Origin of the sequence: Segatella copri DSM 18205, from assembly GCF_025151535.1 — a bacterium.
In the GTDB taxonomy this organism is placed as follows: domain Bacteria; phylum Bacteroidota; class Bacteroidia; order Bacteroidales; family Bacteroidaceae; genus Prevotella; species Prevotella copri.
The window spans coordinates 612,944-639,483 of sequence record NZ_CP102288.1 but is presented as its reverse complement, the minus strand read 5'-3'; the positions used below and the strand labels follow the sequence as shown (position 1 = coordinate 639,483).

General features: G+C 46.6%; 19 protein-coding genes and 1 pseudogene. 7 read left to right on the top strand and 13 right to left on the bottom strand.

The window, feature by feature from the left end; translation table 11 throughout:
* Nucleotides 1-140: 140 nt before the first annotated feature.
* Nucleotides 141-1,805, top strand: coding sequence for a formate--tetrahydrofolate ligase (locus NQ544_RS02525; RefSeq protein ID WP_006846993.1), 1,665 nt, complete (start codon nt 141-143; stop codon nt 1,803-1,805).
* Between the two features lie 128 nt (nt 1,806-1,933).
* Here NQ544_RS02525 and NQ544_RS02520 read toward each other — a convergent pair whose 3' ends face one another.
* Both NQ544_RS02520 and NQ544_RS02515 read right to left on the bottom strand, forming a co-directional pair.
* On the bottom strand, nt 1,934-2,539 hold the full coding sequence (locus tag NQ544_RS02520; protein WP_040552652.1) for an epoxyqueuosine reductase QueH: 606 nt from the start codon (nt 2,537-2,539) through the stop codon (nt 1,934-1,936).
* Between the two features lie 261 nt (nt 2,540-2,800).
* Nucleotides 2,801-3,934 (bottom strand): metallophosphoesterase, encoded by a 1,134-nt coding sequence (locus NQ544_RS02515; protein WP_006846995.1) that lies wholly within the window; start codon nt 3,932-3,934, stop codon nt 2,801-2,803.
* A 130-nt stretch (nt 3,935-4,064) separates the two neighbouring features.
* Here NQ544_RS02515 and NQ544_RS02510 point away from each other — a divergent pair, with 130 nt between their 5' ends.
* On the top strand, nt 4,065-5,378 hold the full coding sequence (locus NQ544_RS02510) for a serine hydrolase domain-containing protein (RefSeq protein WP_006846997.1): 1,314 nt from the start codon (nt 4,065-4,067) through the stop codon (nt 5,376-5,378).
* 389 nt (nt 5,379-5,767) lie between these two features.
* Here NQ544_RS02510 and NQ544_RS02505 read toward each other — a convergent pair.
* The 7 genes and pseudogenes from NQ544_RS02505 to NQ544_RS02475 form a co-directional block, all read right to left on the bottom strand.
* A pseudogene (locus NQ544_RS02505) lies at nt 5,768-6,112 on the bottom strand (TonB-dependent receptor); the annotation flags it as partial.
* Nucleotides 6,113-6,252: 140 nt separating this feature from the next.
* Nucleotides 6,253-7,452, bottom strand: coding sequence for a transporter (locus NQ544_RS02500; RefSeq protein WP_006846999.1), 1,200 nt, complete (start codon nt 7,450-7,452; stop codon nt 6,253-6,255).
* An 82-nt stretch (nt 7,453-7,534) separates the two neighbouring features.
* Nucleotides 7,535-8,179, bottom strand: coding sequence for an ATP-binding cassette domain-containing protein (locus tag NQ544_RS02495; protein ID WP_006847000.1), 645 nt, complete (start codon nt 8,177-8,179; stop codon nt 7,535-7,537).
* A gap of 140 nt (nt 8,180-8,319) precedes the next feature.
* Nucleotides 8,320-9,717 carry a DUF4836 family protein gene (locus NQ544_RS02490; protein ID WP_006847001.1) on the bottom strand — a complete coding sequence of 466 codons (1,398 nt, stop codon included), beginning with the start codon at nt 9,715-9,717 and terminating at the stop codon, nt 8,320-8,322.
* A gap of 14 nt (nt 9,718-9,731) precedes the next feature.
* Entirely contained in the window at nt 9,732-10,487 is a 756-nt protein-coding gene (locus NQ544_RS02485; RefSeq protein ID WP_006847002.1) for a 16S rRNA (uracil(1498)-N(3))-methyltransferase, read from the bottom strand.
* 60 nt (nt 10,488-10,547) lie between these two features.
* Nucleotides 10,548-11,111: a UvrB/UvrC motif-containing protein gene (locus NQ544_RS02480; protein WP_006847003.1), complete on the bottom strand. Its 564-nt coding sequence runs from the start codon at nt 11,109-11,111 to the stop codon at nt 10,548-10,550.
* A gap of 91 nt (nt 11,112-11,202) precedes the next feature.
* Nucleotides 11,203-12,504 carry an MFS transporter gene (locus NQ544_RS02475; protein WP_006847004.1) on the bottom strand — a complete coding sequence of 434 codons (1,302 nt, stop codon included), beginning with the start codon at nt 12,502-12,504 and terminating at the stop codon, nt 11,203-11,205.
* 173 nt (nt 12,505-12,677) lie between these two features.
* Here NQ544_RS02475 and NQ544_RS02470 point away from each other — a divergent pair, with 173 nt between their 5' ends.
* Together NQ544_RS02470 and NQ544_RS02465 are read left to right on the top strand one after the other, a co-directional pair.
* Nucleotides 12,678-13,205 carry a chromate transporter gene (locus NQ544_RS02470; protein WP_006847005.1) on the top strand — a complete coding sequence of 176 codons (528 nt, stop codon included), beginning with the start codon at nt 12,678-12,680 and terminating at the stop codon, nt 13,203-13,205.
* A 29-nt stretch (nt 13,206-13,234) separates the two neighbouring features.
* Nucleotides 13,235-13,807: a chromate transporter gene (locus NQ544_RS02465; protein WP_022121159.1), complete on the top strand. Its 573-nt coding sequence runs from the start codon at nt 13,235-13,237 to the stop codon at nt 13,805-13,807.
* A 206-nt stretch (nt 13,808-14,013) separates the two neighbouring features.
* Here NQ544_RS02465 and NQ544_RS02460 read toward each other — a convergent pair whose 3' ends face one another.
* Nucleotides 14,014-14,661 carry a DUF3256 family protein gene (locus NQ544_RS02460; RefSeq protein WP_006847007.1) on the bottom strand — a complete coding sequence of 216 codons (648 nt, stop codon included), beginning with the start codon at nt 14,659-14,661 and terminating at the stop codon, nt 14,014-14,016.
* A gap of 568 nt (nt 14,662-15,229) precedes the next feature.
* Entirely contained in the window at nt 15,230-17,950 is a 2,721-nt protein-coding gene (gene ppdK, locus NQ544_RS02455) for a pyruvate, phosphate dikinase (protein ID WP_006847010.1), read from the bottom strand.
* A 906-nt stretch (nt 17,951-18,856) separates the two neighbouring features.
* On the opposite strand from ppdK, the gene rlmD reads away from it, so the two are divergent.
* Nucleotides 18,857-20,308 carry a 23S rRNA (uracil(1939)-C(5))-methyltransferase RlmD gene (gene rlmD, locus NQ544_RS02450; protein WP_006847012.1) on the top strand — a complete coding sequence of 484 codons (1,452 nt, stop codon included), beginning with the start codon at nt 18,857-18,859 and terminating at the stop codon, nt 20,306-20,308.
* Nucleotides 20,309-20,333: 25 nt separating this feature from the next.
* Complete coding sequence (locus NQ544_RS02445) at nt 20,334-21,503, top strand: porin (RefSeq protein WP_006847013.1); 1,170 nt, start codon at nt 20,334-20,336, stop codon at nt 21,501-21,503.
* A gap of 96 nt (nt 21,504-21,599) precedes the next feature.
* On the opposite strand, the gene ltrA is transcribed toward NQ544_RS02445, so the two are convergent.
* A complete protein-coding gene (gene ltrA / locus NQ544_RS02440; RefSeq protein WP_228023605.1) occupies nt 21,600-23,006 on the bottom strand; it encodes a group II intron reverse transcriptase/maturase in 1,407 nt (468 codons plus the stop codon).
* Nucleotides 23,007-23,491: 485 nt separating this feature from the next.
* Nucleotides 23,492-24,775: a DUF3078 domain-containing protein gene (locus NQ544_RS02435; protein ID WP_006847015.1), complete on the bottom strand. Its 1,284-nt coding sequence runs from the start codon at nt 24,773-24,775 to the stop codon at nt 23,492-23,494.
* Nucleotides 24,776-24,913: 138 nt separating this feature from the next.
* Between NQ544_RS02435 and pyrG the strand changes: the two genes are divergently transcribed.
* The gene (pyrG, locus tag NQ544_RS02430; RefSeq protein ID WP_006847016.1) at nt 24,914-26,518 is read left to right on the top strand and encodes a CTP synthase; all 1,605 of its coding nucleotides are present in this window, start codon (nt 24,914-24,916) and stop codon (nt 26,516-26,518) included.
* Nucleotides 26,519-26,540 lie beyond the last annotated feature (22 nt).

The window sequence follows — 26,540 nt, the reverse complement described above, 5'->3', positions numbered from 1 at the left end:
CAATTTACCTTTTTTAAACTTCGTCATTTGGAAATGGGGAAAGTCTTCCTTTTTTTTATTTTGTTTTTTTATACTTTCTTATTTTAATATATGAATACTTTTCCGTACCTTTGCACTCAAAATACAAAACATTACTTTTTATGTTGACAGATATTGAAATAGCTAAATCAGTAAAATTGCGCCCTATCAATGAAGTGGCAGCAGAACTTGGAATCCATGAAGACCAAGTGGAAAACTACGGCCGTTACATCGCTAAGATTACTACGGACAAGATTGACACCAACAAGTTTAAGAATCACCATCTCATCCTTGTTACAGCTATCAGCCCTACAAAGGCTGGTAATGGTAAGACTACGGTATCTGTAGGTCTCGCCCTGGGTATGCAGAAGATTGGCAAGAAGGCTGTAGTAGCTCTTCGTGAACCATCTCTGGGTCCTTGCTTCGGCATGAAGGGTGGTGCTGCAGGTGGCGGTTACGCCCAGGTTTTGCCTATGGATAAGATTAATCTCCATTTCACCGGCGATTTCCATGCCATTACAGAGGCCAACAACATGATCTCTGCCCTTCTGGACAATTACCGTTTCCAGCACGAAGCAGAGGGTTTCAAGTTGAAGAAGATTCTCTGGCGTCGCGTCATGGATGTGAACGATAGAGGTTTGCGCCGCATTATCACCGGTATAGGAGATAAGAACGGCATCGAGACTGAGTCTGGTTTCGATATTACGCCAGCTTCTGAGATTATGGCTATCATGTGTTTCGCAACAAGCATCGATGATCTTCGTCGCCGTATCGATAATATCCTCCTGGGCATCACCGAGGACGACAAGCCATTTACCGTAAAGGATATGGGTGTAGGTGGCAGTATCGTAGCTCTCCTTCTCGATGCTTTGAAGCCAAATCTGGTTCAGACAACAGAGGGTACACCGGCATTTGTTCATTGCGGTCCTTTTGCCAACATTGCTCATGGCTGCAATTCCGTCATGGCTACAGCTGCTGCTCTTGAGTATGGCGACTATGCCATTACAGAGGCAGGATTCGGTGCAGATCTCGGTGCAGAGAAATTCTATGACATCAAATGCCGCAAGACAGGTTTGCAACCAGACCTCACTGTTCTCGTTGTTACCCTCCAGGCGTTGAAGATGCATGGTGGTGTAGCTCAGGAAGATATCAAGAAGCCAAACATCGCAGGAATGGAAGCCGGTTACTGGAACCTCGACAAGCACGTAAAGAACCTGCAGAGCTTTGGTCAGACTGTAGTGATTGCATTCAATAAGTTTGCAACCGATACAGATGAAGAAATTGAAGTATTGCGCAAGCATTGCGAGGAGATGGGTTGCGGTTTCGCCGTAAACAGCGCCTTTGCCGAAGGCGGAAACGGTGCCATTGAACTTGCCAACCTCGTAGTGAAGACCATTGATGAGCGTCCGTCAGCCCCTCTCTATTTTGCTTACGATGATAACGATAGCGTTGAGGAGAAGATAGAAAAGGTTGCATTCAATCTTTACGGAGCAGGCAGCGTGACTTTGAGCGATTCTGCCAAGGCGATGATTGAAGAGATCAAGAAGCTGGGTGCTGAAAAGTTCCCTATCTGTATTGCCAAGACTCAGTACAGTTTCTCTACCGATGCCAAGGCATATGGTCCTACAGAAGGTTTCGAGCTCCACGTTCGCGACATCACCGTAAATATGGGTGCAGAGATGATTGTAGTCATCGCTGGTCCTATCATGCGTATGCCGGGCTTACCAAAGAGCCCACAGGCTGAGCGCATTGATGTAGTAAACGGTGAGATTACAGGACTTTCATAAATAAGCATCTAGCCTAGAATATAGAAAAGGCACGGATTACACAGATTACACGGATTTATCATGAGCGTCATAAATCCGTGTAATCTGTGTAATCCGTGCCTAAAATATCACAGGGCAGAAAAAACACTTTATCTCATACTGAATTCGCAACCACAATATAACTGATTATAGAATTCATTGATTCTCAAGAGTTCACCTCGGCGATTCTGCAAACCGCCCTTCCGCCAATTCATATCCCACCATTCTACATCAGGATAAGCCTCAACGGCAAGATGACCGGCAGTATCTATCTGCCTGATATTCTTCCAGCGCGAAGATGCCAACGTGGTAGTAAGAAGGTGAAATCCATGCTCCTGCGCATACTTGGCTGCATGAGAGAGGCGGAACTGAAAGCAGACAGAACAACGGCTGCCACGCTCGGGCTCATCCTCTAAACCCCTAATAACAGAAAGCCACTCCTGATGATCATACTCATCCTCTACATAAGGTACATTCTGGGCTTCCAGAAATCGTTTCAGTTCATGTTTACGGACATCATACTCCTGCTGAGGATAGATATTACTGTTACTGAAATATACTGTAGGCTTCATGCCATTACGAAGCATACATTCTACGATAGCCGCCGAACAAGGTGCACAACAGGCATGCAACAAGACAGCCTGACCTTCAGCCTTGCTTCCATCCGGGAGAGTAAGTTTTACATATTTATATTGTTCTTCTACAGGAATCTTCATTGTTTTCAATGTTAAATGTAAAATTAAAATGTGAACAGCTACTTCTGATGTGAAGTATTTTCGCCTTGCTTCAAAAAAACAAATGGAGTACAATCTCACGACACCCCCCATTTGCCCAAATATATGCGAAAACTAGTGCAAAGGTACAATATTTATTCGAACCACCAAATTTTTAACACGTTTTTTTCATCACAATGGTTCAAACAGCTAACATTTAACTGTATTTTAACACTTAAACACCAGTTTCGTTATCATAAAGAACTATAAATCACGTTTCAGCGTGATAACTGTCAGTTCAGGCCATGCGCCTAGGCGGAAAGGGAAAGAACCACCAATACCCGATGATACATAGAGCATCTGCTCACCAATGCGGTAAGCTCCGCCCCACTCTTTGAAAGCCATGCGGGCAGGCGTCCATTTACTTATTTTCAATTGTCCGGCATGCGTATGTCCCGCCAGAGTAAGTTGTATCTTCTTACCAACTACTTCTCTGCGCCAATGGTGAGGATCATGACTCAAGAGGATTTTAAACATATCAGGATTCAACCCCTTCATCGCTTTCTTCAGATTACTGCGATTGGTGAAAGGAGGCTGACCGGGATTCTCTACGCCTATTACAGCGATAGATGCCATACCATGACTCACCACATGATGTTCGTTCATCAGCTGATGCCACCCCAGACTTTCCTGATAACCATAGAGCATACGGCGGTTTCTCTTCAAAGCGCCAATAGAATGATTGTTGCCATATTCACAATAATCATGATTTCCCCAGATAGAATAGATGCCATCTGACGCATGAAGTTGCCCCAGCGTATCCAGATAAGGCTCCACTTCGCTGGCTTGGTTATTGACCAGATCGCCCGTAAAGAGAATCATATCGGGTTCTTCATTGTTGGTCGCATCCACCACCTTCTGCACGAAATCATTGCCGGGAGGAAACGAACCGAGATGAAAGTCGGTAATCTGTACCAGACGGTAACCATCAAAATAAGGTGGCAAATCGGGCGAGGTAAAGGTGATGTGTTTCAGTTCCAACCGCTTCCAACCCTCTATAAAGCCGAAGGCAAACCACCCCATTACACCCAAAGCAGGAATCAGAGCAAAGAACCAAGGAAGAAATGCATCGAACAGGATGAAGACAACCTTAGGGAATGCCGAGAAAAGTATGGTAGTAAAGAGTACACGGACTGACAACTTATGGAAGAACCCCAACTGCAACCCCACTTCGGCAAGAACAAGTAACAACGAGGGAACCCACCATAAGATGGCTAGCAGCAAAGGCCACTCACTCACCCCGATATGCCAAAGCCAGAAGTCGGGCAGGAATGCCAGAACCGACATGACTACTATATAGAATATGGATCTTAATACCTTTTTTAATACCTTCTTCATTGTTTTTCTTTATAACTGGCTACAAAGGTACGATAATTCATAGACAATACAAAATAAATTTAAATATATTTTCAATGTTTTGTTATTTGAGGAGATTGCATTATCTTTGCACATAGAAAAATTAAATAAAATGGCACGACGACTAAGAAAAAAACGCATAGCAATCATATTGCTTACCTTTACGGCAATCGTAGGATGGACTACACACAGCTGTGTATCTCGCTGTACATCAGCATCAGACAAGAACAAGGCGGCAGATTCGCTCCCTAAGGTTCATATCAACGATTCCATCTCAAATGCCCTGACAGAGGGGAAGGAATATCATGAGATGGACTCGGTAATAGAAAGGTATCTCAAGAGATGGGAAATCAATGGAGCCCAACTCGTCGTCACCCGCAACGACTCGCTACTATATGCCCGCGGATTCGGAATGGCGGATAAGGAGCGAGGCATCAGAATGGAGCCTAACATGCTGATGCGCTTTGCCTCCGTATCGAAACTGATTACAGCCGTAGGTATCATGAAGTTGCAGGAGATGAAGAAACTCAAGCTGAACGAGAAGGTGTTTGGCGAAAAGGGAATCCTGCGCGATACCGTTTACAACAACAGTATCAAGGACCAGCGATATTACGACATCACCGTAGAACAGTTGCTGCGCCATCAGGCAGGTTTCAACAATTATGCCGGCGACCCGGTATCTTCCACCCGCTACATCATGATGCAGAACCATCTCAAAACGCCACCTGATCACCCTACCCTGCTCAAGATTCTCTTGAAGCGCCACTTGGGTTATACTCCTGGCGAAGGCAAATGCTACAGTAATCTGGGCTACATGATTCTCTCCATGATTATAGAAAAGAAGAGCGGAATGAAATATGAAAACTTCATGCAGAAGTATGTGCTCCACCCAGCCGGCTGCTACGACATGCACATTGCCGGCACTTACCTAAAGGACCGCCGCCCCAACGAGACGAAGTACTACATGCACCAGGGCAGCATCCCTGTGTATGAATACAACAACAGTGGACGACTGGTAGAGAAATGCTATGGAGATACCGACCTTCCCCGCCTGTCGGGTGCAGGAGCCTGGTGTGGCTCGGCAGCCGAGCTGAGCCGTTTCATAGCCAGCATCGATGGTTTGCCACATGTCAAGGATATCCTCAGCAAGAAGAGTATCGAGTTTATGACGCGCGAGCAGGCTGACCACCAATACTCTATCGGTTGGAACTATACACCAAAGAGCAGCAAACCATGGATTCGTACCGGTTCGCTGGCTGGCACATCAGCCATCGTCTTGAAATATCCAGATAACCAATGCTGGATTCTCATCACGAACACATCCACCTGGAAGGGCCATGGTTTCTCTAACGATACAATGGCTTTCTTCGAGAAACTGAGAAAGAAATATATGGCAAACATGCCAAAGAAAGACTTGTTCTTATAAAACCAAAAAGAGGGTGAATCATTAACTTATGATTCACCCTCTTTTTACATTAATGATATGTTGTCTGAAAAGATAATATATGTTGTTAGAAAATATAACATAAGTTTTTGAGATAGTTAGTATCTCCGGTCGCACAACAGCTGTTGTGCGCTTGCATAACAGCTGATATGCGCATGCACAACACCTGTTGTGCAAGCGTTAGTCAACTGTTATGCGCCAACCATTATCTAAACTTTCTACATACCCTTTGATTGTTTATACAAAATCTTTGTTAAACTCGATTCGTATATACCTTAGAATGTATACTTCAAACCAACCTGGCCACGCCAGCGGCTGTAGTAATCGCTATAGCTCTTGTAAGCGTAAGCACCGGTAAACTGGTAAAAACCACCACCCAGGGTGACACCCATGTTGTACTGAGTCTGCTCCTGATACTTAGGCGCATAACCCGTTCCATCCAGATAAGGATACTTGATACCGATGAGGTCCTGGTTGTAGCCATAGTAATAGGCAGAACCGTGGAACTTGTTGGTACCGCTCTTGGTGATGGCATTGATGGCACCACCTGTGAAACCGCTCTGTCACACATCGAAAGGAGCTACAGATACCTGAATCTGCTCGATGGTCTCCATAGATACAGGCTGAGCACCCGCCTGACCGCCGTTATTACCGCTGGAAGCCAGACCGAACACGTCGTTGTTAGCCGCACCATCAATCATGAAGTTGTTGTATCTGCGTTAAGCAAATAACGCAGATTTCTTTTAATTTGTTATTTATAGCGAGGGGTTGCTTATAGTTTTTTTCGGGGCTAAAAGCGGGGGACTCACCTTTTATGACAGGCGATGGAATCGCCTGAAACGGAGGCTAGGCACTCTTACTCCTTGCGCTGCCAGATGCTCATCACCTTGCGACGGATGGCTACGATGTTCAGGATAGAAACAATCAGGAACAGGAGCAGACCTAGAGCGATGGCTGGAAGCATGGTGCCCTCATCGATATCAGGGAAGAGGGTTTCGATGAAGCCCATGTAGTAATCGCGGAGGAAGAAGAGGATGATCCACGCGATGATGAGTACCACGATGTTAAGCGCAATGGTGAGCACCTGATATGGCTTTGCTACATTGTTCGGACTGTAACCTATCAGAAGAAGATTCTCCAACTTAGAAGAATTCTTCTGAACCAGCAGATAGATGCTGAGCATCAGAATGTAGAAGCTCAAAACGGAGATAACCAAACCGATAATCATCACCATCGATACCATCATGCGAAGGAAATAGGTAGTCTTCTCTGCATCCAGCTTGTCTGTCTCTACCTCATAACCATTATCATCCAGGTATTTGGTGATGTTCTCGTCTCCCGGATTGCCTACCTCTACGATGAGGCGGTTAGGATCGCTCTTCTGGTTTGGAGCGAATTCCTGGTTGCTCCAGTCCATGAATGCCTGTGGAACGAGGATGGTGTTGAGTCGCGAAGAGAAACCGATTACCTTTCCCTTAAACTGCTCTTTCTTGCCACCAGCCTGAATCTGGATATTGAAATCGATCATGCCCATCAGTCCATCGCTGATTTTAGGGAGCGAATGACTCTGGGCGAAACCGAAGTTATACATATTAATATAGGTACGCGGGAGGATGATTGGCACCTCCTGAGTTCCCGGCGTATATTTCCAGTCCTTGAGTGGCACATCAACAAAACCGTCAGGCACACTCTCGAAGAAGAGTTCGCTGTTCAGAACGTTCACGCCGTTTACACCCATCTGTGCATCTACCTTATATTCAGTAGAGGTGAATTTTCCTATCTTCTTTACAAACTTCTGGTCGCCGATTTCATCGATTTCAGAACCCGAGAAGGTATTGGAACGGCCGCTGATGGTATTTCCCATACCTATCTTCTTGCTCATGATGAGGTAGTCGGCTTTCATGAAACTGTCTTCCTGAGTAAAGACAGGCAGCACGTCTTTATAAAACTGAAAGCCGAAAAGAACGATGAGCATACCGAAGAGATTGGCGAAGGCAAAGCCCGCAAACTGAGGTATGCTGATATGCTGACGCAATAATTTCCAAACGAGATTCATTTTAAATTTCGAATTTATAATTTATAATTTTCAGTTTATGGCAAACTTGCTATTAACTATAAACTGTCAACTATTAACTTTACTAAAGTTTAAACACGTGCTCGTAGGGCAAGTCCATGTGCTTACCGATACTGGTTACGATGACGCCAGCCCCCTGCTCCTTCGCTTCGGTCATCATGATATCTGCCATGATGCGCGAATTGTTGTCGTCTAGGTGACTGATAGGCTCATCAGCCAGAATGAAGTCAAAAGGCTGACAGAGCGCACGCATCATTGCCACACGCTGCTGCTGTCCGAACGACATTCTGCCGATTTGGGCATCTACCTTATCAGCAATACCGAGCATATCAAACCATTTAAGAATCTGCTCACGCGTCTTGAATCCGGTTATTTTGTTCTTAATTTCTACATTCTCCAGGGCAGTAAGCTCAGGGAAGAGACGGAGTTCCTGAAAGAGATGGCTGATGTGCTTTTTGCGCATCTCTACCCAGTCTTTCACCTTGTAGTTGGCGGTAACATCATTATCGAACATCACGCTTCCGCTGTAGTCGTGACGATAGCCGAGCACATAGCTGCAGAAAGTACTCTTTCCGCTGCCACTCTCTGCCTCGATAAGATAAAGATGACCTTTCTCGAAGGTAACATCCTGCTTCCATATCTCCGAATCCAGGTCGTTGCGCTGAGCAAAAACCTGTGGGAGAACGGAATGAAGCTGAATCTTTTCCACTTTTTTTATATTTAATGTTTAATCTTTTACCTTTAATATTAGGACTTTTTGGGGACTAGCGATAGAATCGCTAGGAACGGGGGCGCAGAGAGAGAGGGAGGGGGGTAAGGTTCTTTTTACCTTTTTACCCTTTTACCTTTTTACCCTTTTACCTTTAAAGTATAGACCACCGAAGTAAGATTTCCGAAGACAGGGGTGAGCAGACCGGTTACGGTAGAGATGGCATCATCCTTGCCCGAGCCGTCACTATCAGAACTCTTGGCGAGATTGATGACCATTGCCAGTTTCTGACCGACGATGAGTTTCTGAATCTTTGCATCTATCGGATGATTACTTGGTTTCACGGCATATTGCGCCATCAGCTGGTCGCTGCCGCTAAAGAACTGCTTGTCATCCGTCACACCGAAATAGAACGAAGTCTTGCCATCGGTATAGAAGTAAGCATTCTTGCCCCAATTGGCAATCTTCGCACCAGCCGGACATGAAGTCTTCCAATAATCAACATCGCCCAACCACTTGGCATGCGACAGTTTAGCAGCCATCGTCATCTGCATGTTGTTATCCGTAAGCGAAGGCAACACGATAGCCATATCCCCATCCACACTACGGATGATATTATCCATATCGATAGCCTGGTTGATACCCATCAGTAGGGTCTGAAGGCTGCGGTTGCTCTGCATCATCGGCAGGAACTGATCGCCCTTTACGTTCATGAAGATACCCGCCAGGGCATCAGCAGGCATCGACTTAACGTAGCTGCCTTTAATCGGACGATAGGTTTGAGCCGCCTTCTTCAGAGCCTCATCTATTTCTTTATTAAAGGAGAAGGTTTCTCCCTTCACCTGCAGAATACCGTCTTTCACGTCCATCTCAGCAGCAATCACTACCTGCGAAGGGTCGGTATCTTTAGGAGTACCAAGGGTAAATGGAGCTACGAACTTCTCCGGCAGCGCCTGAGCCTGAGCCACCATAGCCATAGGCGAAGTGATGGTTTCCAGACGTTCAAACATAGGCGATGCGGTAATACCTTCGTCCTCATCAGCCTTCAGATATTTCACCATCTGCTGCTGGAGCTGGGCCTGCGCATCGGCTACAACTGGTCCCATAACGAGGAGTGCCTGATCAGAAAAGCCGACCAGCCACGAATTTTTCAATACAGAGAAATGAAAGCCTTTGCGCTCCTTCACCTCTGTAGCGATATGCTGTTTGGCAAGCGAAGCAAGCCAGTCTTCCACATCGCCCTCATCGCTCACCTTGGCACAAAGTCCGAGGTTGCCATCAGCACTCTCAAAGAGAAAAATCTTCTCTGAGATGTCGATGCCACACTTCGATGCATCCTCAACGTGCAGCAGAGACTTGAGCATTCCCACCTTGTCTTCATCGCTTTTGCCGGATGCCATCTGCTGCATGTCAACAGAGATGAGCGCAGTACTTTTCTTTGGAATGGCATTGAGATAGTCAGTGCCCGAGCATGAACTCAGCAATCCCAATACGACAGCCAAGCACATGAACATCAAACTCTTATACAATCTTTTCATCACACTAGTAAATATTATAAAGCTCTTGCCAGATGGCACATGTTGACAGCCACCAATCCTGCTGTTTCCGTACGGAGGCGACTGGTGCCAAGCGAAACACTCTCATATCCGTTTTCCAGGGCCAGTCTCACCTCATCGATAGAGAAATCGCCCTCAGGTCCTACCAGCACGGTGATGTCATCAGTACCCTCCTGGGCTGCTCCGGCAGAATCATCAGCTGGACATGACTTGGAAATCTCGGCAAAAAAGTCTTTCTTTTCTATCTCCTCATAACAATGGCAGATAAACTTTCTGCCATTGCGGGGAGCCGTAATAAAATCTTTAAAGTTCTGCAGTTCGTTGACTACAGGTTTCCAGGCCTTGTGGCTCTGCTTGACGGCAGAAACCACAATTTTGTCTATGCGGTCTATGCGGATGACCTTGCGTTCAGAGAACTTGCAGTTGAGGAAAGAGATTTCATCGAAGCCGATTTCCGTAGCCTTCTCTGCCATCCATTCAATGCGGTCCATCATCTTTGTCGGGGCGATGGCCAGGTGAATATGTCCGCGCCAGGCAGGCTGCTGCGGCATAACCTCCTTCACCTCATAGATGCACCGTTTGTTGGTAGCCAGCGAAACTTCTGCACGGTAGAACACCCCCTTGCCATCCATCAGGAACAATTCGTCCCCCGTCTGGATACGCAAAACCCTGAGTGCATGAGTAGCCTCCTCCTGAGGCAGTTCTGTCTGTGTAGCCGCATCTGGCACATAGAAAAATCTAACTTCTTTCATTTCCTCTTATTGTTACTTTTTCTTCTTAATTTTCTGTTATTCCGTAAGAATATCCTTTAATTATTCACTTTTTTTGCCTTTGCGGCGCTCTATCTCATCACGAATGGCTGAGGCTGTTTCGTAATCTTCTTCATTAATGGCACTATCCAATGCTTTTTCGAGCATCTGGTCTGGCAAAGCCGAAATAGGTACCGCACAAGAAGTCGAACTCATATCATTTTTATTAAAAGGAGTAGAAATTTCCTTTATAACCAGCTCTGTTGTATACATTTCTATATCCGCAGCCACAGACAACAACACAGCCTGGTCAGTCTTGATGCTCATACGTTCATTTGTGATTTTGTTCACAAGAGTAGCAAATACTCCCCTCTCTGGCGTAGCATCGAATTCGAGATAGAAATCGTCTACATTGAGCCTGTCAAATAGTGTCCAAAGTACAGAGATCACATCATTTTTAAAATCAGAAGTTTTCGAATTACATGCCTTCAGCTGCTCTGCTACATATTCATTAGTCATAATAGACAAAGCTCTTTTTTCGGATTCGTCTACCAAACTAATAATACATGTCCCGAAAGCTTCCGGAATGCCAAAGCAGGCAGCGAGTTTAAGTTTGTACAACATCATTATGTACCCTTTCTTTATTTAAATTTATTTATTTATATTCTTACGTAACATTCTGTTTTTACTCTCGCGTTGAGTATGACCTTTTTCTTCCTTATTTCTGTTCTTTCTTCGGACGGAAAAGGACAGCAAAGGCTACAGCTACCACGAGCGCATAACCGGCAAAGATGAACCAGCAGGTTTTCCAGTCACCCATCAGGTAGCCATCATCTGTCCAGTGGCAGTAATGGTTGATGAGCATACCTGCGAGAATGGTTCCGATAGATGCTCCCAGACCGTTGGTCATCAGCATGAACAGACCCTGAGCCGATGCTCTTACCTTCACATCACATTTCTGGTCTACAAACAGACCGCCCGACACATTGAAGAAGTCGAAGGCTACACCGTAAACGATGCATGAGAGGATGAAGAAGGTAACACCCGGGAATGCAGGATTGCCCAATCCGAAGAAACCGAATCGCAAAACCCATGCCATCATGGCGATGAGCATCACAACCTTGATTCCATAACGCTTCAGGAAGAACGGAATGAGAAGGATGCAGAGCGCCTCGGCCACCTGAGAGATGGATACCAGGAGCGTAGCATTGTTAGCTGCAAAAGTATCGAGCATCGCAGGATCGCCCTTGAAACTGGTAATGAACGGAGTGGCATAGCCATTGGTTACCTGCAGACTCATACCGAGCATGCAAGAGAAGATGAAGAACATCGCCATCTCGCGGCTCTTGAAGAGTTTGAAGGCATCGAAACCCCATGTCTCTACCCAGCTCTTTGTCTCTTTCTTCACGATAGGACAGGCTGGCAATGAGAAGCAATAGAGGAAGAGAAGAATGCTGAGCACACCCGATACCAGGAACTGATAATGGGTATACTGGAACTTATGGGCGTTCTCGCTCAACAGGAACGAGAATGAACCGTTGTCCCAGGTAGCACAGTTCACAATCCACATCGTGAGGATGAAGCCCACGGTTCCGAACACACGGATTGGCGGAAAAGCCTTCACGGTGTCGAGCCCGTTGCTCTTCAATATACTGAATGCCGAAGTATTTGACAATGCCAATGTAGGCATATAGAAAGCCACGCTGAAGGTGTAAACGGCAATAAACATTGCCTCATTAGGAGTCTGACTAGCCTGACCCATACCGAACAGACCTATCATGGCTGCTCCTGCCAAAAGGTGACAATAGCCCAAAAGACGTTGCGGCTGGATATACTTATCTGCCACAATACCCATCAATGTAGGCATAAAAATAGATACGATTCCCTGGATGGTATAGAACCAGGAAATCTCGGCACCCATCCCAGCCTTGCCGAGATAGTTGCCCATAGACGTGAGATAAGCTCCCCAAACTGCAAACTCCAGAAAGTTCATCACCGCTAAGCGTACTTTCAGATTCATAGTTTAATGTCTTTTTATTATAAAATATTAGCTGCAAAGATACAAATTTTCGGGTAAAAAGCACACGATTTTGAAGATTATCCGCATGAAAGCTAGCATATTTAACAAATTATGTGTATTTTTGCAGCCGATTTCAACAGATATAAGAGAAAAATAATATAGAAGCAACTGATATGTTAGTAAAATTTTTCCTCACGTGCAATAAAATCGGGGCTTTCACGCTAGGTGGAGGCTACGCCATGATACCGATCATGGAACAGGAATTTGTAGACAAGAACCAGTGGATGAACAAACAGGAATTCATGGATATCATGGTAGTGGCTCAGACCACTCCGGGCATCTTCGCCATCGACATGGCGAGTCATATCGGCTATAAGCTGAAGGGAGTCTGGGGAGGCATTGTGGGTGCCATTGGCATAGCCCTTCCTTCTATCATCGCCATTCTCATCATCGCCATGTTCTTCCAGCATTTCAAGGACAATTATTGGGTGGGTAAGTTCTTCATGGGTGTGCGCCCTGCCGTGGTAGCGCTCATTGCTGCGCCTTGCTTCAAGATGGCAAAGACGGCAAACATCAACCGCTACAACATCTGGATTCCCGTTGTTAGCTGTCTGCTGATTGCAGCTTTCGGTATCTCCCCTATCTACATCATCATCGCAGCCGGTGTGCTGGGATGGCTTTATGGAAAGGTAAAAAAGTAAAAAGGTAAAAAAGTAAAAATATAGAGATTATGCTATTTCTAAAGTTATTTCTGATATTTACCAAGATTGGTACATTTAATTTTGGTGGCGGATATGCGATGCTTTCGCTCATCCATAACGAGACGGTAGTGAAGAACCATTGGCTTACCAATGCTGAGTTTACGGATATTGTGGCTATCAGCCAGTCTACACCGGGACCTATCGGCATCAACTGTGCCACCTACGTAGGTTATACCGCCTGCCTTCACGACGGCTATCCTACCTGGGCAGCCTGTCTGGGTTCGGTATTGGCTTCGCTCTCCATCATGTGGCTGCCTTTCATCATCATGATTCTCATCAGCCGCTATCTGATTACGCACAAGGATTCTAAAATCGTAAAGGATATCTTTGCGGGACTCCGCCCTGCCATCATCGGACTGATAGCTGCTGCCGCTGTTCTCCTGATGAATAAAGAGAACTTCGGATCACCAACCGACAATCCGTTTGTCTTCGGAGCAAGCATCGTGCTGTTTCTGGCTGCTTTCTACTTCACTAAATTCAGAAAGACCAACCCTATCCTGCTGCTTTTCATCTGCGGTATCATCGGAATGGTTATCTTCTAAACATCGCCTGCGGCCTGAACCAACGGCCTCCAGCCGATGGGAAAGACAAGGGGCTGATGCCTTCAGATAGGGACAAAAAAAAATTGATTGTCTCACGACAACCAATCTTTTATTAACCTTAATAATCTAATACCATGAAAAACACGATGCAAAGGTACAAATAATCTTGTAACCTGCAATAGTTTATAGCAAAAAACTTCAAGAATTTAACTCTCCTTAAAAGTTTTACCATTCCAATTAAATTTTCTTTGCACTTTTATTGCATTTACAGCCTTCTTGTCGTCAGCAGACACGAAAGGTAAAGCCAAGCGCACTACGAGGCTGTTTTCGTGTTGCAAGAGCAGGGCACTCACGATTTTGAGTTCAATTTTCCCCTTGAGTTCCTCAAACTTAGCCTCGCTCATCGTATCGGGTTTGGCAACAAGCCCGGAAGCCAGTTGCTGCAAAGATTTCCCATCGAAAATCCTGCTGGCATCCTGCTCTTGCCAATCCTGATTAAAGAGATAGAGTTCGCTCTCCTTCTCTACTCCGGCAAAAGTCTTCACCACGCAAAGCAGCGAATCGCCGTTAGCCGATGGCAGTTTCTTCATCTGCAAAGTAGCGCTCTTACTCGTTCTCAACTGAGCGAAATCAGCAGTCAGCGTATCCATCACACTCGTTTCGCCTAAAAGATTCTTCACTTCCGCCTTCACTCCCATCTCCTGCAGCTCAGCAAATTCCAGCCGCAGGTTGTGGTTGAGATATGGCACAACAGAATCGGGCATCGAAACCAGCAAGTCCTTCATAGACTTGGCTTCCATGCCCATACTTGCCATCATCAGGCAAGCACATAATATATATTTTATCTTCTTCATTACTACAATTCCTTAGACCATTTCTTTCCCCAAGGAGTGAAGAGCCAAATCAAAAATGCCGTAGCCGGAACTAAGCATATTGCGAAAGTTAAAGCCAATGTATTCATTTTTGAAGCCTTTAAATTATTTACTAAATTTCGCAAGTAAGCCCCATACGCCCTGAAAGGGCAGAAGCTCCTAGCCCAGGGCAACACCCTGGGTATGCGATATAGAGATGGTACTAACGCCCTGTAAGGGCAAAAGCTTCTATACAGCAGCTATATTTTAAAGCTTTTGCCCTTACAGGGCGTAGGGCTAATACAACTATTACCCAGGGCGTTGCCCTGGGCTAGGAGCTTCTGCCCTTTCAGGGCGTGCCGGGAAATCGTCGCATAAATCATGACTAATCCTTCCATATTTCTCTATTTTCCGACAAAATTACGGAAAATAAATGTAATCAGCAAATGATTTGCTCATTTTCTTTCGAAATTTAACCTAAAAAAGACGAAAAAGAGGAAAGCGCTTCATTACGAAACACTTTCCTCTAATTATCTAATCATTAATCGTACAATCTTCTTTCAGAAGAGATTTACTCCTCTACAGCAGCCTGCGCCGCAGCCAAACGTGCGATTGGCACGCGGAATGGAGAGCATGAAGCATAGTTCATGCCAACCTTAGCACAGAACTTAACAGATGATGGCTCGCCACCGTGCTCACCACAGATACCTGTGCGCAGGTTAGGACGGGTAGCACGACCATTCTCTACTGCCATCTTGATGAGCTGACCAACACCCTCCTGGTCGAGAACCTGGAATGGATCAACCTTCAAGATCTTCTTCTCCATGTATGCAGGGAGGAAGGAAGCGATGTCGTCACGAGAGTAACCGAAGGTCATCTGTGTCAAGTCATTAGTACCGAATGAGAAGTACTGAGCCTCTTCTGCAATCTGACCTGCTGTAAGGGCAGCACGAGGAATCTCAATCATGGTACCAATCTCAAATTCTACCTCTACGCCGTACTCAGCGAATACCTCCTTAGAAGTAGCGAGGATGATAGCCTTCTGCTGCTTGAGCTCCTGAACGGTACCGATGAGCGGAACCATGATTTCAGGACATGGGTTGTAACCTTCCTTCTTCAACTCGCAAGCTGCACCGAGGATGGCACGGGTCTGCATGGCTGTAATCTCTGGGAATGTGATACCGAGACGGCAACCGCGATGACCAAGCATAGGGTTGTTCTCTGCCAGAGAGTTTACACGCTTCTTGATTTCCTCTACGCTTACGCCCATCTCCTTAGCCATGGTCTCCTGACCAGCCAAATCGTGAGGTACGAACTCGTGGAGAGGTGGGTCGAGCAAGCGGATGTTCACGTGACAGCCATCCATTGCCTTGAGAATGCCGTAGAAGTCAGCCTTCTGATATGGGAGGAGCTTGGCAAGTGCCTTCTCACGACCCTCAACTGAGTCTGCCAGAATCATCTCACGCATAGCAACAATCTTCTGATCATCGAAGAACATGTGCTCTGTACGTGTCAGACCGATACCCTTGGCGCCGAATGCACGGGCTACCTCAGCATCGTGTGGAGTATCCGCATTGGTACGGATTTCCATCTTTGTATATTTGTCGCAGAGGTCCATCAGCTCCTTGAAGTCGCCTGAAAGTTCTGCAGCCTTTGTCTCAATCTGTCCTGCGTAAACCTGACCTGTAGTACCGTTCAGAGAGATATAATCACCCTCCTTGTAAACTACGCCATCAATCTCTACAGTCTTAGTCTTGTAATCTACGTTGATAGAGCCGGCGCCTGATACACAGCACTTACCCATACCACGGGCTACAACGGCAGCGTGAGAAGTCATACCACCACGAGCGGTAAGGATACCCTCAGCAGCTGACATACCAGCGAGGTCTTCTGGAGATGTTTCGATACGAACCATGATCACCTTCTTGCCGTCCTCATGCCACTCCTGAGCATCGTCTGCATGGAATACGATCTGACCGCAGGCAGCACCTGGAGATGCAGGGAGGCCCTGTGTGATGACCTTAGCCTTAGAGAGAGCCAGCTTATCGAATACTGGGTGCAGAAGTTCATCGAGCTTCTGAGGCTCACAGCGCAGGATAGCAGTCTTCTCATCAATCATACCCTCGTGGAGGAGATCCATGGCAATCTTCACCATAGCTGTACCTGTACGCTTACCATTACGAGTCTGGAGGAACCAGAGTTTGCCTTCCTGTACGGTGAACTCCATATCCTGCATATCGTGATAGTGGTGCTCCAGCTTATCCTGCAGCGCGTCGAGTTCCTTATAGAGTTCAGGCATAGCCTCTTCCATAGAAGGATACTTGGCAGCACGCTCCTCTTCAGAGATACCTGCACGCTCAGCCCAGCGCTGAGAACCAATCTTTGTAATCTGCTGTGGAGTACGGATACCGGCTACCACGTCCTCACCCTGTGCATTGATAAGATACTCACCATTAAAGAGATTCTCACCATTACCAGCATCACGTGAGAAGCAAACACCTGTAGCAGATGTATCGCCCATGTTACCGAATACCATCGCCATGACAGATACGGCAGTACCCCACTCATCAGGAATACCTTCCATCTTGCGGTAGAGGATAGCACGCTCGTTCATCCAAGAACGGAACACAGCGCAGATAGCGCCCCAGAGCTGATCGATTGGGTTGGTAGGGAAATCCTGTCCTGTCTGCTCCTTGATGGCAGCCTTGAAGAGTTCAACGAGCTTCTTGAGCGACTCTACAGAGAGGTCCTTGTCAAGTGTAACGCCCTGCTCTTCCTTCACCTTTTCGATGATAGCCTCAAATGGGTCGATATCTTCCTTGTTTACAGGCTTCAATCCCATAACGACGTCACCGTACATCTGTACGAAACGGCGATATGAATCGTAAACGAAATGAGGGTTACCGGTCTTCTTGACCAATCCCTCAGCTACTTCGTCATTCAAACCGAGGTTGAGGATGGTATCCATCATACCAGGCATAGATGCGCGTGCACCTGAGCGTACAGATACGAGGAGTGGATTCTCTACAGAACCGAACTTGCTGTTCATCAATGCCTCTGTATGAGCCACAGCAGCCATCACTTCGTCCTGAAGAAGTTCTTTGATTTTTTCCTCACCCACTTCATAATATTCATTACAAGTGTCTGTTGTAATGGTGAAACCTGGAGGAACAGGTACACCAATCAGGTTCATTTCGGCAAGGTTTGCGCCTTTACCACCAAGTACTTCTCGCATTTGGGCATTGCCTTCTGCTTTTCCGTTTCCGAATGTATAAACTCTTTTTTCGTTCATAATTGTTATAGGTATATATTTTATTTCGTTTTACGTTGCTAATTATTATTTGTAATGCAAAGATACGATTTTTATTTGATACTACCAAACTTTTATACGCTTTTTTGCTATCCCTAGATTACATTTTATACTGTTGACGCACACACGGGCAGAAAATTAACAATCACGTATACGATAGAAAGATATTTGACGAATCTGAAAGTGCGTCTCTCGGAATTGCAGCCTGCATTTTCGGTGTTTTTTACCCCCTCCCGATGCATCTGAAACTGCGTCCCGACGTAGCGATGGCCACGTCGGGACGTACGAAAGATTGCGTCGCGATGCAGCAAGCGCTACGTCGGGACGTAATTTAAGGGTAAAAAAGTAAAAGGGTAAAGAGGTAAAAAGATTGCCGGACGATAACAAAAGTAACAAAAATAACAGGTAACAAAAGTAACAGAGAGCAATACCCGAAAAGTGATAAAGTCACTCGTCACTCGTCACTTTTTGTTTTTTGTCATTTTTCAGATAAGCCACGAACAGTTAAATCGGTACGAAATAGGCTTATAAGAAACAGATTATATTATAGATATATTATTAATTAATGTACGCGCGCGAACATTAATATAATGGAAAATTAAATATAATATTATTTCTCTAATATTATCCTATGGTCCATGATACGACACACAAAAAAGAATAAAAGTGACAAGTGACGAGTGACTTTTTCACCTTTGCAAGCACAGAAGTTACCTGTTTCATTTGTTACTTTTGTTATCGTCCGGCAATCTTTTTACCTCTTTACCTTTTTACTTTTTTACCTTTAAACGCCTTTTCACCTTTAAAAGCAAATAATTTGGGACAACTCTTGCATTTCTCATAAAATTGCAGTATCTTTGCACCCATAAAAAAATACAAAACATTATTATGGCAAGAAAACGTAAACCATTACCTCTGTTAGAGAACATCACCATCGAGGCAGTAGCAGCCGAGGGTAAGTGCATCACACGCGTAGATGAGCAGGTCATCTTCGTACCTTTCTGTGTGCCAGGAGATGTTGTCGACTTGCAGGTAGTAAAGAAGAAACATAAGTATTGCGAAGCCAAGGTGGTTCGCTTCATCAAGAAGAGCGAGGTGCGACAGGAGCCTATGTGCGAGCACTTCGGCATCTGCGGCGGATGCAAATGGCAGAACCTGCCTTACGAAGAGCAGATCAAGGCTAAGCAGAAGCAGGTGGAAGACCAGCTCACCCGCATCGGAAAGATTGAACTACCTGAGTTCCGCCCTATCATGGGCAGCGTGAAGACCCAGGAGTACCGCAACAAGATAGAGTTCGGATGCAGCAACAAGCGATGGTTCACCGCCGAGGAACTGGCTCAGCTCCCTCAGAAAGAGGATGATACCGTAACATCGCTCAAGGAGCGCCACGCCCAGAACGCCATCGGTTTCCATATCACCGGAGCCTTCGACAAGATTTATCCTATCAGGAAGTGCTGGCTGATGGATGACCTCTGCAACGAGATCCGCAACTTCGTCTTCGAATATGCTGATTCTCACGACTATACCTTCTACGACCTGCGTGAGCAGCACGGTTTGCTCCGCAACATGATGATCCGTAATTCGAACACCGGAGAGTGGATGCTCGTCTTCCAGTTCCACTACGATGAGGAGGGCGATGAGCAGAGAGCATTGGAGCTGATGCAGCAGGTGGCTGACAAGTTTCCTCAGATTACATCGCTCATGTATGTAGACAACCAGAAGGGAAACGATACCATCAACGACCTGGAGCTCAGCCTCTTCAAGGGCAATGACCATATCTACGAACTGATGGAAGACCTGAAGTTCAAGGTGGGTCCGAAGAGTTTCTACCAGACCAATACCGAGCAGGCTTACCACCTCTACTGCGTGGCCCGCGAGTTTGCCAACCTTACCGGAGATGAGCTGGTTTACGACCTCTATACCGGCACCGGAACCATCGCCAACTTCGTGGCTCACAAGGCAAAGAAGGTAATCGGTATCGAGTACGTGCCAGAGGCCATAGAGGATGCCAAGGTGAATTCTCAGGTGAACAACATCGAGAACACCCTCTTCTATGCAGGCGACATGAAGGATATCCTGACCAACGATTTCATCGCACAGCACGGTCGACCTGACGTCATCATCACCGACCCACCACGTGCCGGAATGCACCCAGACGTAATAAACGTCATCCTGAATGCAGCACCAAAGCGCATCGTATACGTAAGCTGCAACCCGGCAACCCAGGCTCGCGACCTGCAGCTGATGGATGCGGAGTATAAGGTAGCTGCCGTACAGCCGGTGGATATGTTCCCTCATACCCCTCACGTAGAGAACGTGGTATTGCTCGAAAAGAGATAAACCTAGAAATCAAAATAGAAACAAGATGAAGAAAACCATCATCATGGCGCTCATGGCTGTAGCTTCGGTCTCAGCCAGCGCCCAGCAGAAGCAGACCATCGAAATACCATCATGGTTGAGCAACGTGAAATTGTCGGGTTATGGAATGACCCAGTATCAGTACAGCGGACAGAAAGATGCTGAATCCAACTCATTCAACATCCGTATGGCGCGTATCTCTCTCGAAGGTCGCATAGCAGGCGACTTCTACTGGAAAACTCAGATTCAGTTCAACGGCAACACCTCTACCCTCGGTTCCAGTCCGAGAATGGTGGACCTGTTTGCTGAATGGCAGAAATATGAATACTTCAAGGTGAAGATCGGTCAGTTCAAGAACCCGTTCACCTTTGAGAATCCGATGCACCCTATCGACCAGGGCTTCATGGGATATTCACAGAACGTGAGCAAGCTGGCCGGTTTCAGCGACCGTGCCGGAGAACATGCATCCAACGGTCGTGACATCGGTCTTCAGTTCCAGGGCGATTTCCTCAAGAATGCCAACGGCAGAAACCTGCTGCACTATCAGATTGGTGTATTCAACGGACAGGGAACCAATACCAAGGACGTTGACCAGCAGAAGAATGTGATTGGTGGTGTATGGGTAATGCCTGTAAGCGGCATGCGCATCGGTGCCTTCGGATGGACCGGTTCTTATGCAAGAAAGGGAACATGGACCGACGAGCATGATGCCTCCTATACTGCCGACATTCAGGAACGCTCTGGCGTTCGCAAGCTCAGCCAAAACCGCTATGCCTTCTCATTCGAATACAAGCAGAATGGCTGGACCGTTCGCTCCGAATATATCCACTCCACAGGAAAGGCATTCGCAAAGAGCATCAACAACTTCAATGATGCCAACGCCAAGGACTGCAATCTGAATGCAAAAATCGGCGACAAGGCACAGGGTGTATATGGATTGGTTATCGCCCCATTGGCTCAGCTGCCAAAGAACAGCCGTATCGACGTGAAGGCACGTTACGACATGTATCAGCCTAACGGCAAGAGCAACATGCAGAGAACCCAGTATGAGGCAGGTTTGAACTTCCACATCGGCAAGCGAATCTCTATCCTTACCGAGTATGCGCTCATCAACGACAAGACACTCGCGAAGCATAATTACTCCATGGCAGATGCCGAGGTTTGCTTCCGATTCTAACAGAATCGAGTAGGAGGAAAACGAAGCAGTTTTCTTCCTACTTTCGTTTTCCGACCTCTCACACCACCGTACGTGCGGTTCCGCATACGGCGGTTCCTATTTTGGATACCATTCGAGATACACCTCCATTAAAGTAACATACCCTGCGGAGCGCAGTTTATTGTTATCTATCGCCCTTTTTAGAATAGGGCTTTCAGCTATTCGCCAATAGCCCTTGCGAGTATTACCCCATTCGTATGCTTGGCATTTATTGATTCCACATATGATGAGGTTTGCCACTTTTGTCTTGGCTTTCTTCCAAGCTTTCCATATACACATGCGGATTCTACGCCTTAGCCATTCGTCCGTTTCAAGCAAGAGACGCTTCATATTAGCAAGGTGATAATAGCCGACCCAACCTCTTATGTATTCTTTCAGCTTTTGCTTTCTCTTGGCATATCCCCATCCGTTGCTGCGACTTGTCAGTTCTTTCAACCGTGACTTCATCTTGGCTTTGGACTTTGGATGCACCGTGAGTTGGCATTTGCCTTTCATCACATAAAAGGAGTAGCCGAGATATTTCACTCCGCGCACATACGACACTATGGTCTTGTCCTTGTTGACTTTGAGATATAGAGTATTCTCTATAAATCGGGTTATAGACTCCTTCACTCGCATTGCAGCCCTCTTGGACTTACAGAATATCATCGAGTCATCTGCATAGCGTACAAAGGGAAGCCCTCTGCGTTCAAGTTCTTTATCCAATTCGTTGAGCATGATGTTACTCAACAACGGACTTAGCGGTCCTCCTTGGGGAGTTCCTTCCTCGCTCGCTTCAAACAAGCCTTTGTTCATTACACCACTTCGGAGATATTTGTGTATAAGGCTGACCACTCTGCCGTCTTTTATCGTACGGCTGAGAATTTCTATGAGTTTGCTATGGCTCACGGTATCGAAGAAGCGTTCAAGGTCAAGGTCTACTACATATATGTAGCCTTCGTTGATTATCCTTTGCGCTCCTCGTAGTGCGTCATGGCATCCTCTTCTCAGTCGGAAGCCGTAGCTCGTCTTGGAGAATTGGTTCTCATAGATGGGAGTCAGTACTTGGTTGATGGCTTGTTGCACCAGACGGTCTACTACTGTAGGTATTCCCAACAGGCGCATCTTGCCATTGTCCTTGGGTATTTCTACCCTTTTCACTGGGTTCGGACGGTAAGAACCGTCCATCAAGGAACGGATGAGTTCATCCTTATTGGTCAAGAGCCATGGGAGCAGTTGCTCGCACGACATCTTGTCGATACCACCACAGCCTTTGTTTCTCACAACAGCCTTGTAGGCTCGGTTGAGATTTGCAGGACTAAGGATTTGCTCGAAAAGGTGTTCCTTGTCGAATGGTACTTCCACGATGTTGTCTTCACACATCCACATGAAGGTCTGCACTCCCCCATACCATTCGGTTTCCGACCTATCTCTTTGGGGGCAGCCATTAACTTGGGATAATGTTTTCTGCATTCTTTCCTTCATAAGGTATGTTTCAATTACTATCGTTTAATTGTTAGGTTCAGCCCTTCGCGCAACGTTATCGAGTATTGCACTACTATGGCGTCTGCTGACTTCTCACAGCAAGCTTTACTCCGCTTCTTTCGTAAAAACTATTTGAAGCGTCCGTGAGACCTCCTCGGATAAGAGCATTGTCTTTCCATCTTATACCCACTTCATTTACACCGACCGTTCCGAATAGCTATAGGGCTTTGGTTTGAGTAGCAACCTTACCCACGGTCATATGCCTTGTATGAAGTTTCTGTTCGTTAGGTCAGATGTTTGCCTCCGGCTTCTTTCAGATTTCACCTCACGATGGACACCCTTGCCTTTGGCTATGTAATTCCCGCTATTAGGGCTTACTCGGGACTTGCACCCGTTAGACAATGCTCGTGCCGAGCATACTACAACAAAGGCTCGCTCCTGCTACAGGAACGAGCCTTTATTGTGTTTACTGTCAACACCTTATCCTAGAACGAATAAGAGAATCCTACTGACATGAATTCCTTAAACTGCCAATAGCTATCATCGTCCTTGCGGTTCACACCATCGTCGAAACGCGGATAGAGGAAGATGTTGGTAGAAATATAGCGGTTAAACTGGAAGGTGATGGTGTTTTCCCACTCTATTTCAGCACGCTTGTAAGTGGTGTATCCCCAGAGACGGGTCTTCCACTTGATATTATCCGCTATCTGCCACGACAGGTCGAAGGTACACTCAGAACCGTAATCGGTCATGCCATGCTTCCCCTCATCCAGTCCGTACCGCGTAGCCAGCGACGCTCTGCCCACATACTTCCAGTTGAAAGCCAGAGGAGCCAGATGGGCACTACCCTTCAGGCGGTGATTGAACCAGTCTACATTATAATCCATACCGACAGAGAGGTTCAGATTGAATGGCGAGAAGAAATCGGAATAAACCGTCTTGTCATTACTCTTGTAACCATGCGTAAACTGAGTCTGGCCAATCAGCTGGATGGTATAATACCACTTCCTGGAAGCCTGCAGACCGAGTTTTCCGGTGTATCGGATCATATCATCGCTCGTTTTCAGCGTATGAACCGTATCACCCTTCGAAGTCTGATAACCCAGGCGCATCTCCACCTTATTATCCCATTTTATCTTCTGCTTGTTATTGTAGTTGGCAAACATCGTCACTCTTCCGAGCACCGAATAATTGCTCTCACCACCCTTATACCAGTTGTCAGAAACATAGTTTTGCAGGAACTGCAGATAATAATCGCCCCCTATGGTCCAGAAGTTAGGACGGGTGATGACGATGTCCATCGGCGCCGCATCCACCTCAATCGCCTTCGGAGCCACCTGCTCTACGATGTCAGGATGATTCTTCTTCGGTTTGCTCTGCGCAGCCAGCGGTGCTCCCACCTCCTTGAGATGAGACTCAGTATTGAGCACCAGGTCGGGACGCTTGAGATATACCTCCATCAGCGTCTGGTCGAGCATCGTTCCGAGCGAATCCTTCGCCCCATCCTGAGGCTTGAGTCGCAACATGCGGGCTGCGGGTCCATGATAGAAGGTGAGCGGCGTAAAGAGCTGGGCATATCTGCTATCCCCGGAATCCATCTTCATGGAATCGATGCGCTGACGGCACATCAAGAGCGAGTCTGCATAGATTTCAGCCAACCTGTTCTTCGATGCCTCTCCGGACGCCACCTTCTTCAATTTGCGCTGGGCAGAAACAGGCGTCAGAGCCGAAAGGAACGCAAGAACGAGTAATCCAAATTTTATTTTCATACCTTAATTTTATAAATTTGGGCACAAAGGTAATAAATAATTCATAAATCTATGCCCTTTATTAGAAATATTTTTGCTCATTTCACAAAAATGTCGTAACTTTGCACCCAAATTATTCTAATTTAAATTATAAATATCGTGGCTGAAACAAAGTACATCTTCGTAACTGGTGGTGTGGTTTCTTCTTTGGGTAAAGGAATCATATCTTCATCCATCGGTAAACTTCTTCAAGCAAGAGGTTACAACATTACTATCCAAAAGTTTGACCCATACATCAACATCGACCCGGGTACGCTGAACCCGTATGAGCATGGTGAGTGCTACGTAACGGTAGATGGTATGGAGACCGACCTCGACCTCGGACACTACGAGCGATTCACCGGCATTCAAACTACGAAAGCGAATTCTCTCACCACTGGTCGTATCTACAAGGCAGTCATCGACAAGGAGCGTCGTGGCGATTATCTCGGCAAAACCATCCAGGTGGTGCCTCACATCACCGACGAGATCAAGCGCAACGTGAAGCTGCTCGGCAAGAAGTATCACTATGACTTCGTGATTACCGAGATTGGCGGAACCATCGGCGACATAGAGAGCGCCCCTTACATGGAAGCTATCCGACAGCTGAAATGGGAACTGGGCAAGAACGCCATCAACGTTCACCTTACCTATGTGCCTTATCTGAAGGCAGCAGGCGAGTTGAAGACAAAGCCTACCCAGCACTCCGTAAAGGAACTGCAGAGCGTAGGTATTCAGCCAGATATCCTGATTCTCCGCACCGAGAAGCATCTCGAAGAGGGAATCATGAAGAAGGTAGCAAGTTTCTGTAACGTAGACCTGGACTGCGTGATTCAGAGCGAAGACCTTCCTAGCATCTACGAGGTGCCTGTAAACATGCAGAACCAGGGCCTCGACACCGCCATCCTCCGCAAGATGGGCGAGCCTATCGGCGAGAAACCTGCGCTGGGTCCTTGGAAGACATTCCTCGACCGCAGAAACAAGGCTACAGAGGTGGTAAACATCGGTCTCGTAGGCAAATACGACCTGCAGGATGCATACAAGAGTATCCGCGAGAGTCTCTCGCATGCCGGCACCTACAACGACCACAAGGTGAAGATTACCTTCATCAACTCAGAATATCTCACAGAAGAGAACGTGGCAGAACAGCTGAAGGGACAGGACGGTATCGTCATCTGCCCAGGCTTCGGCCAGCGAGGCATCGAGGGCAAGATTATCGCCGCCCACTATACCCGCACCCACAACATCCCTACCTTCGGCATCTGCCTGGGTATGCAGATGATGGTCATCGAGTTTGCCCGCAACGTATTGGGCTACAAGGATGCCAACTCACGCGAGATGGACGAGAAGACTCCACACAATGTCATCGACATCATGGAGGAGCAAAAGAACATATCAAATATGGGTGGAACCATGCGTCTCGGCGCTTACGAGTGTGTGCTGAAACAGGCTTCACGCGTGTTCAATATCTATAAGAAGGAGCATATTCAGGAACGCCACCGCCACCGCTATGAGTTCAACAACGAGTTCCAGCAGGAATTCGAGAAGAACGGCATGATGTGCGTAGGCAGAAACCCTGAGAGCGACCTGGTAGAAATCGTAGAAATCCCAGGCTTGAAGTGGTACGTAGGTACACAGTATCATCCTGAATACCAGAGTACGGTACTGAAACCACATCCACTTTTCATGGATTTCGTTAAGACAGCAATAGAAAACAAAAAGTAAATATTAGGAGTTAAAGGAGTGA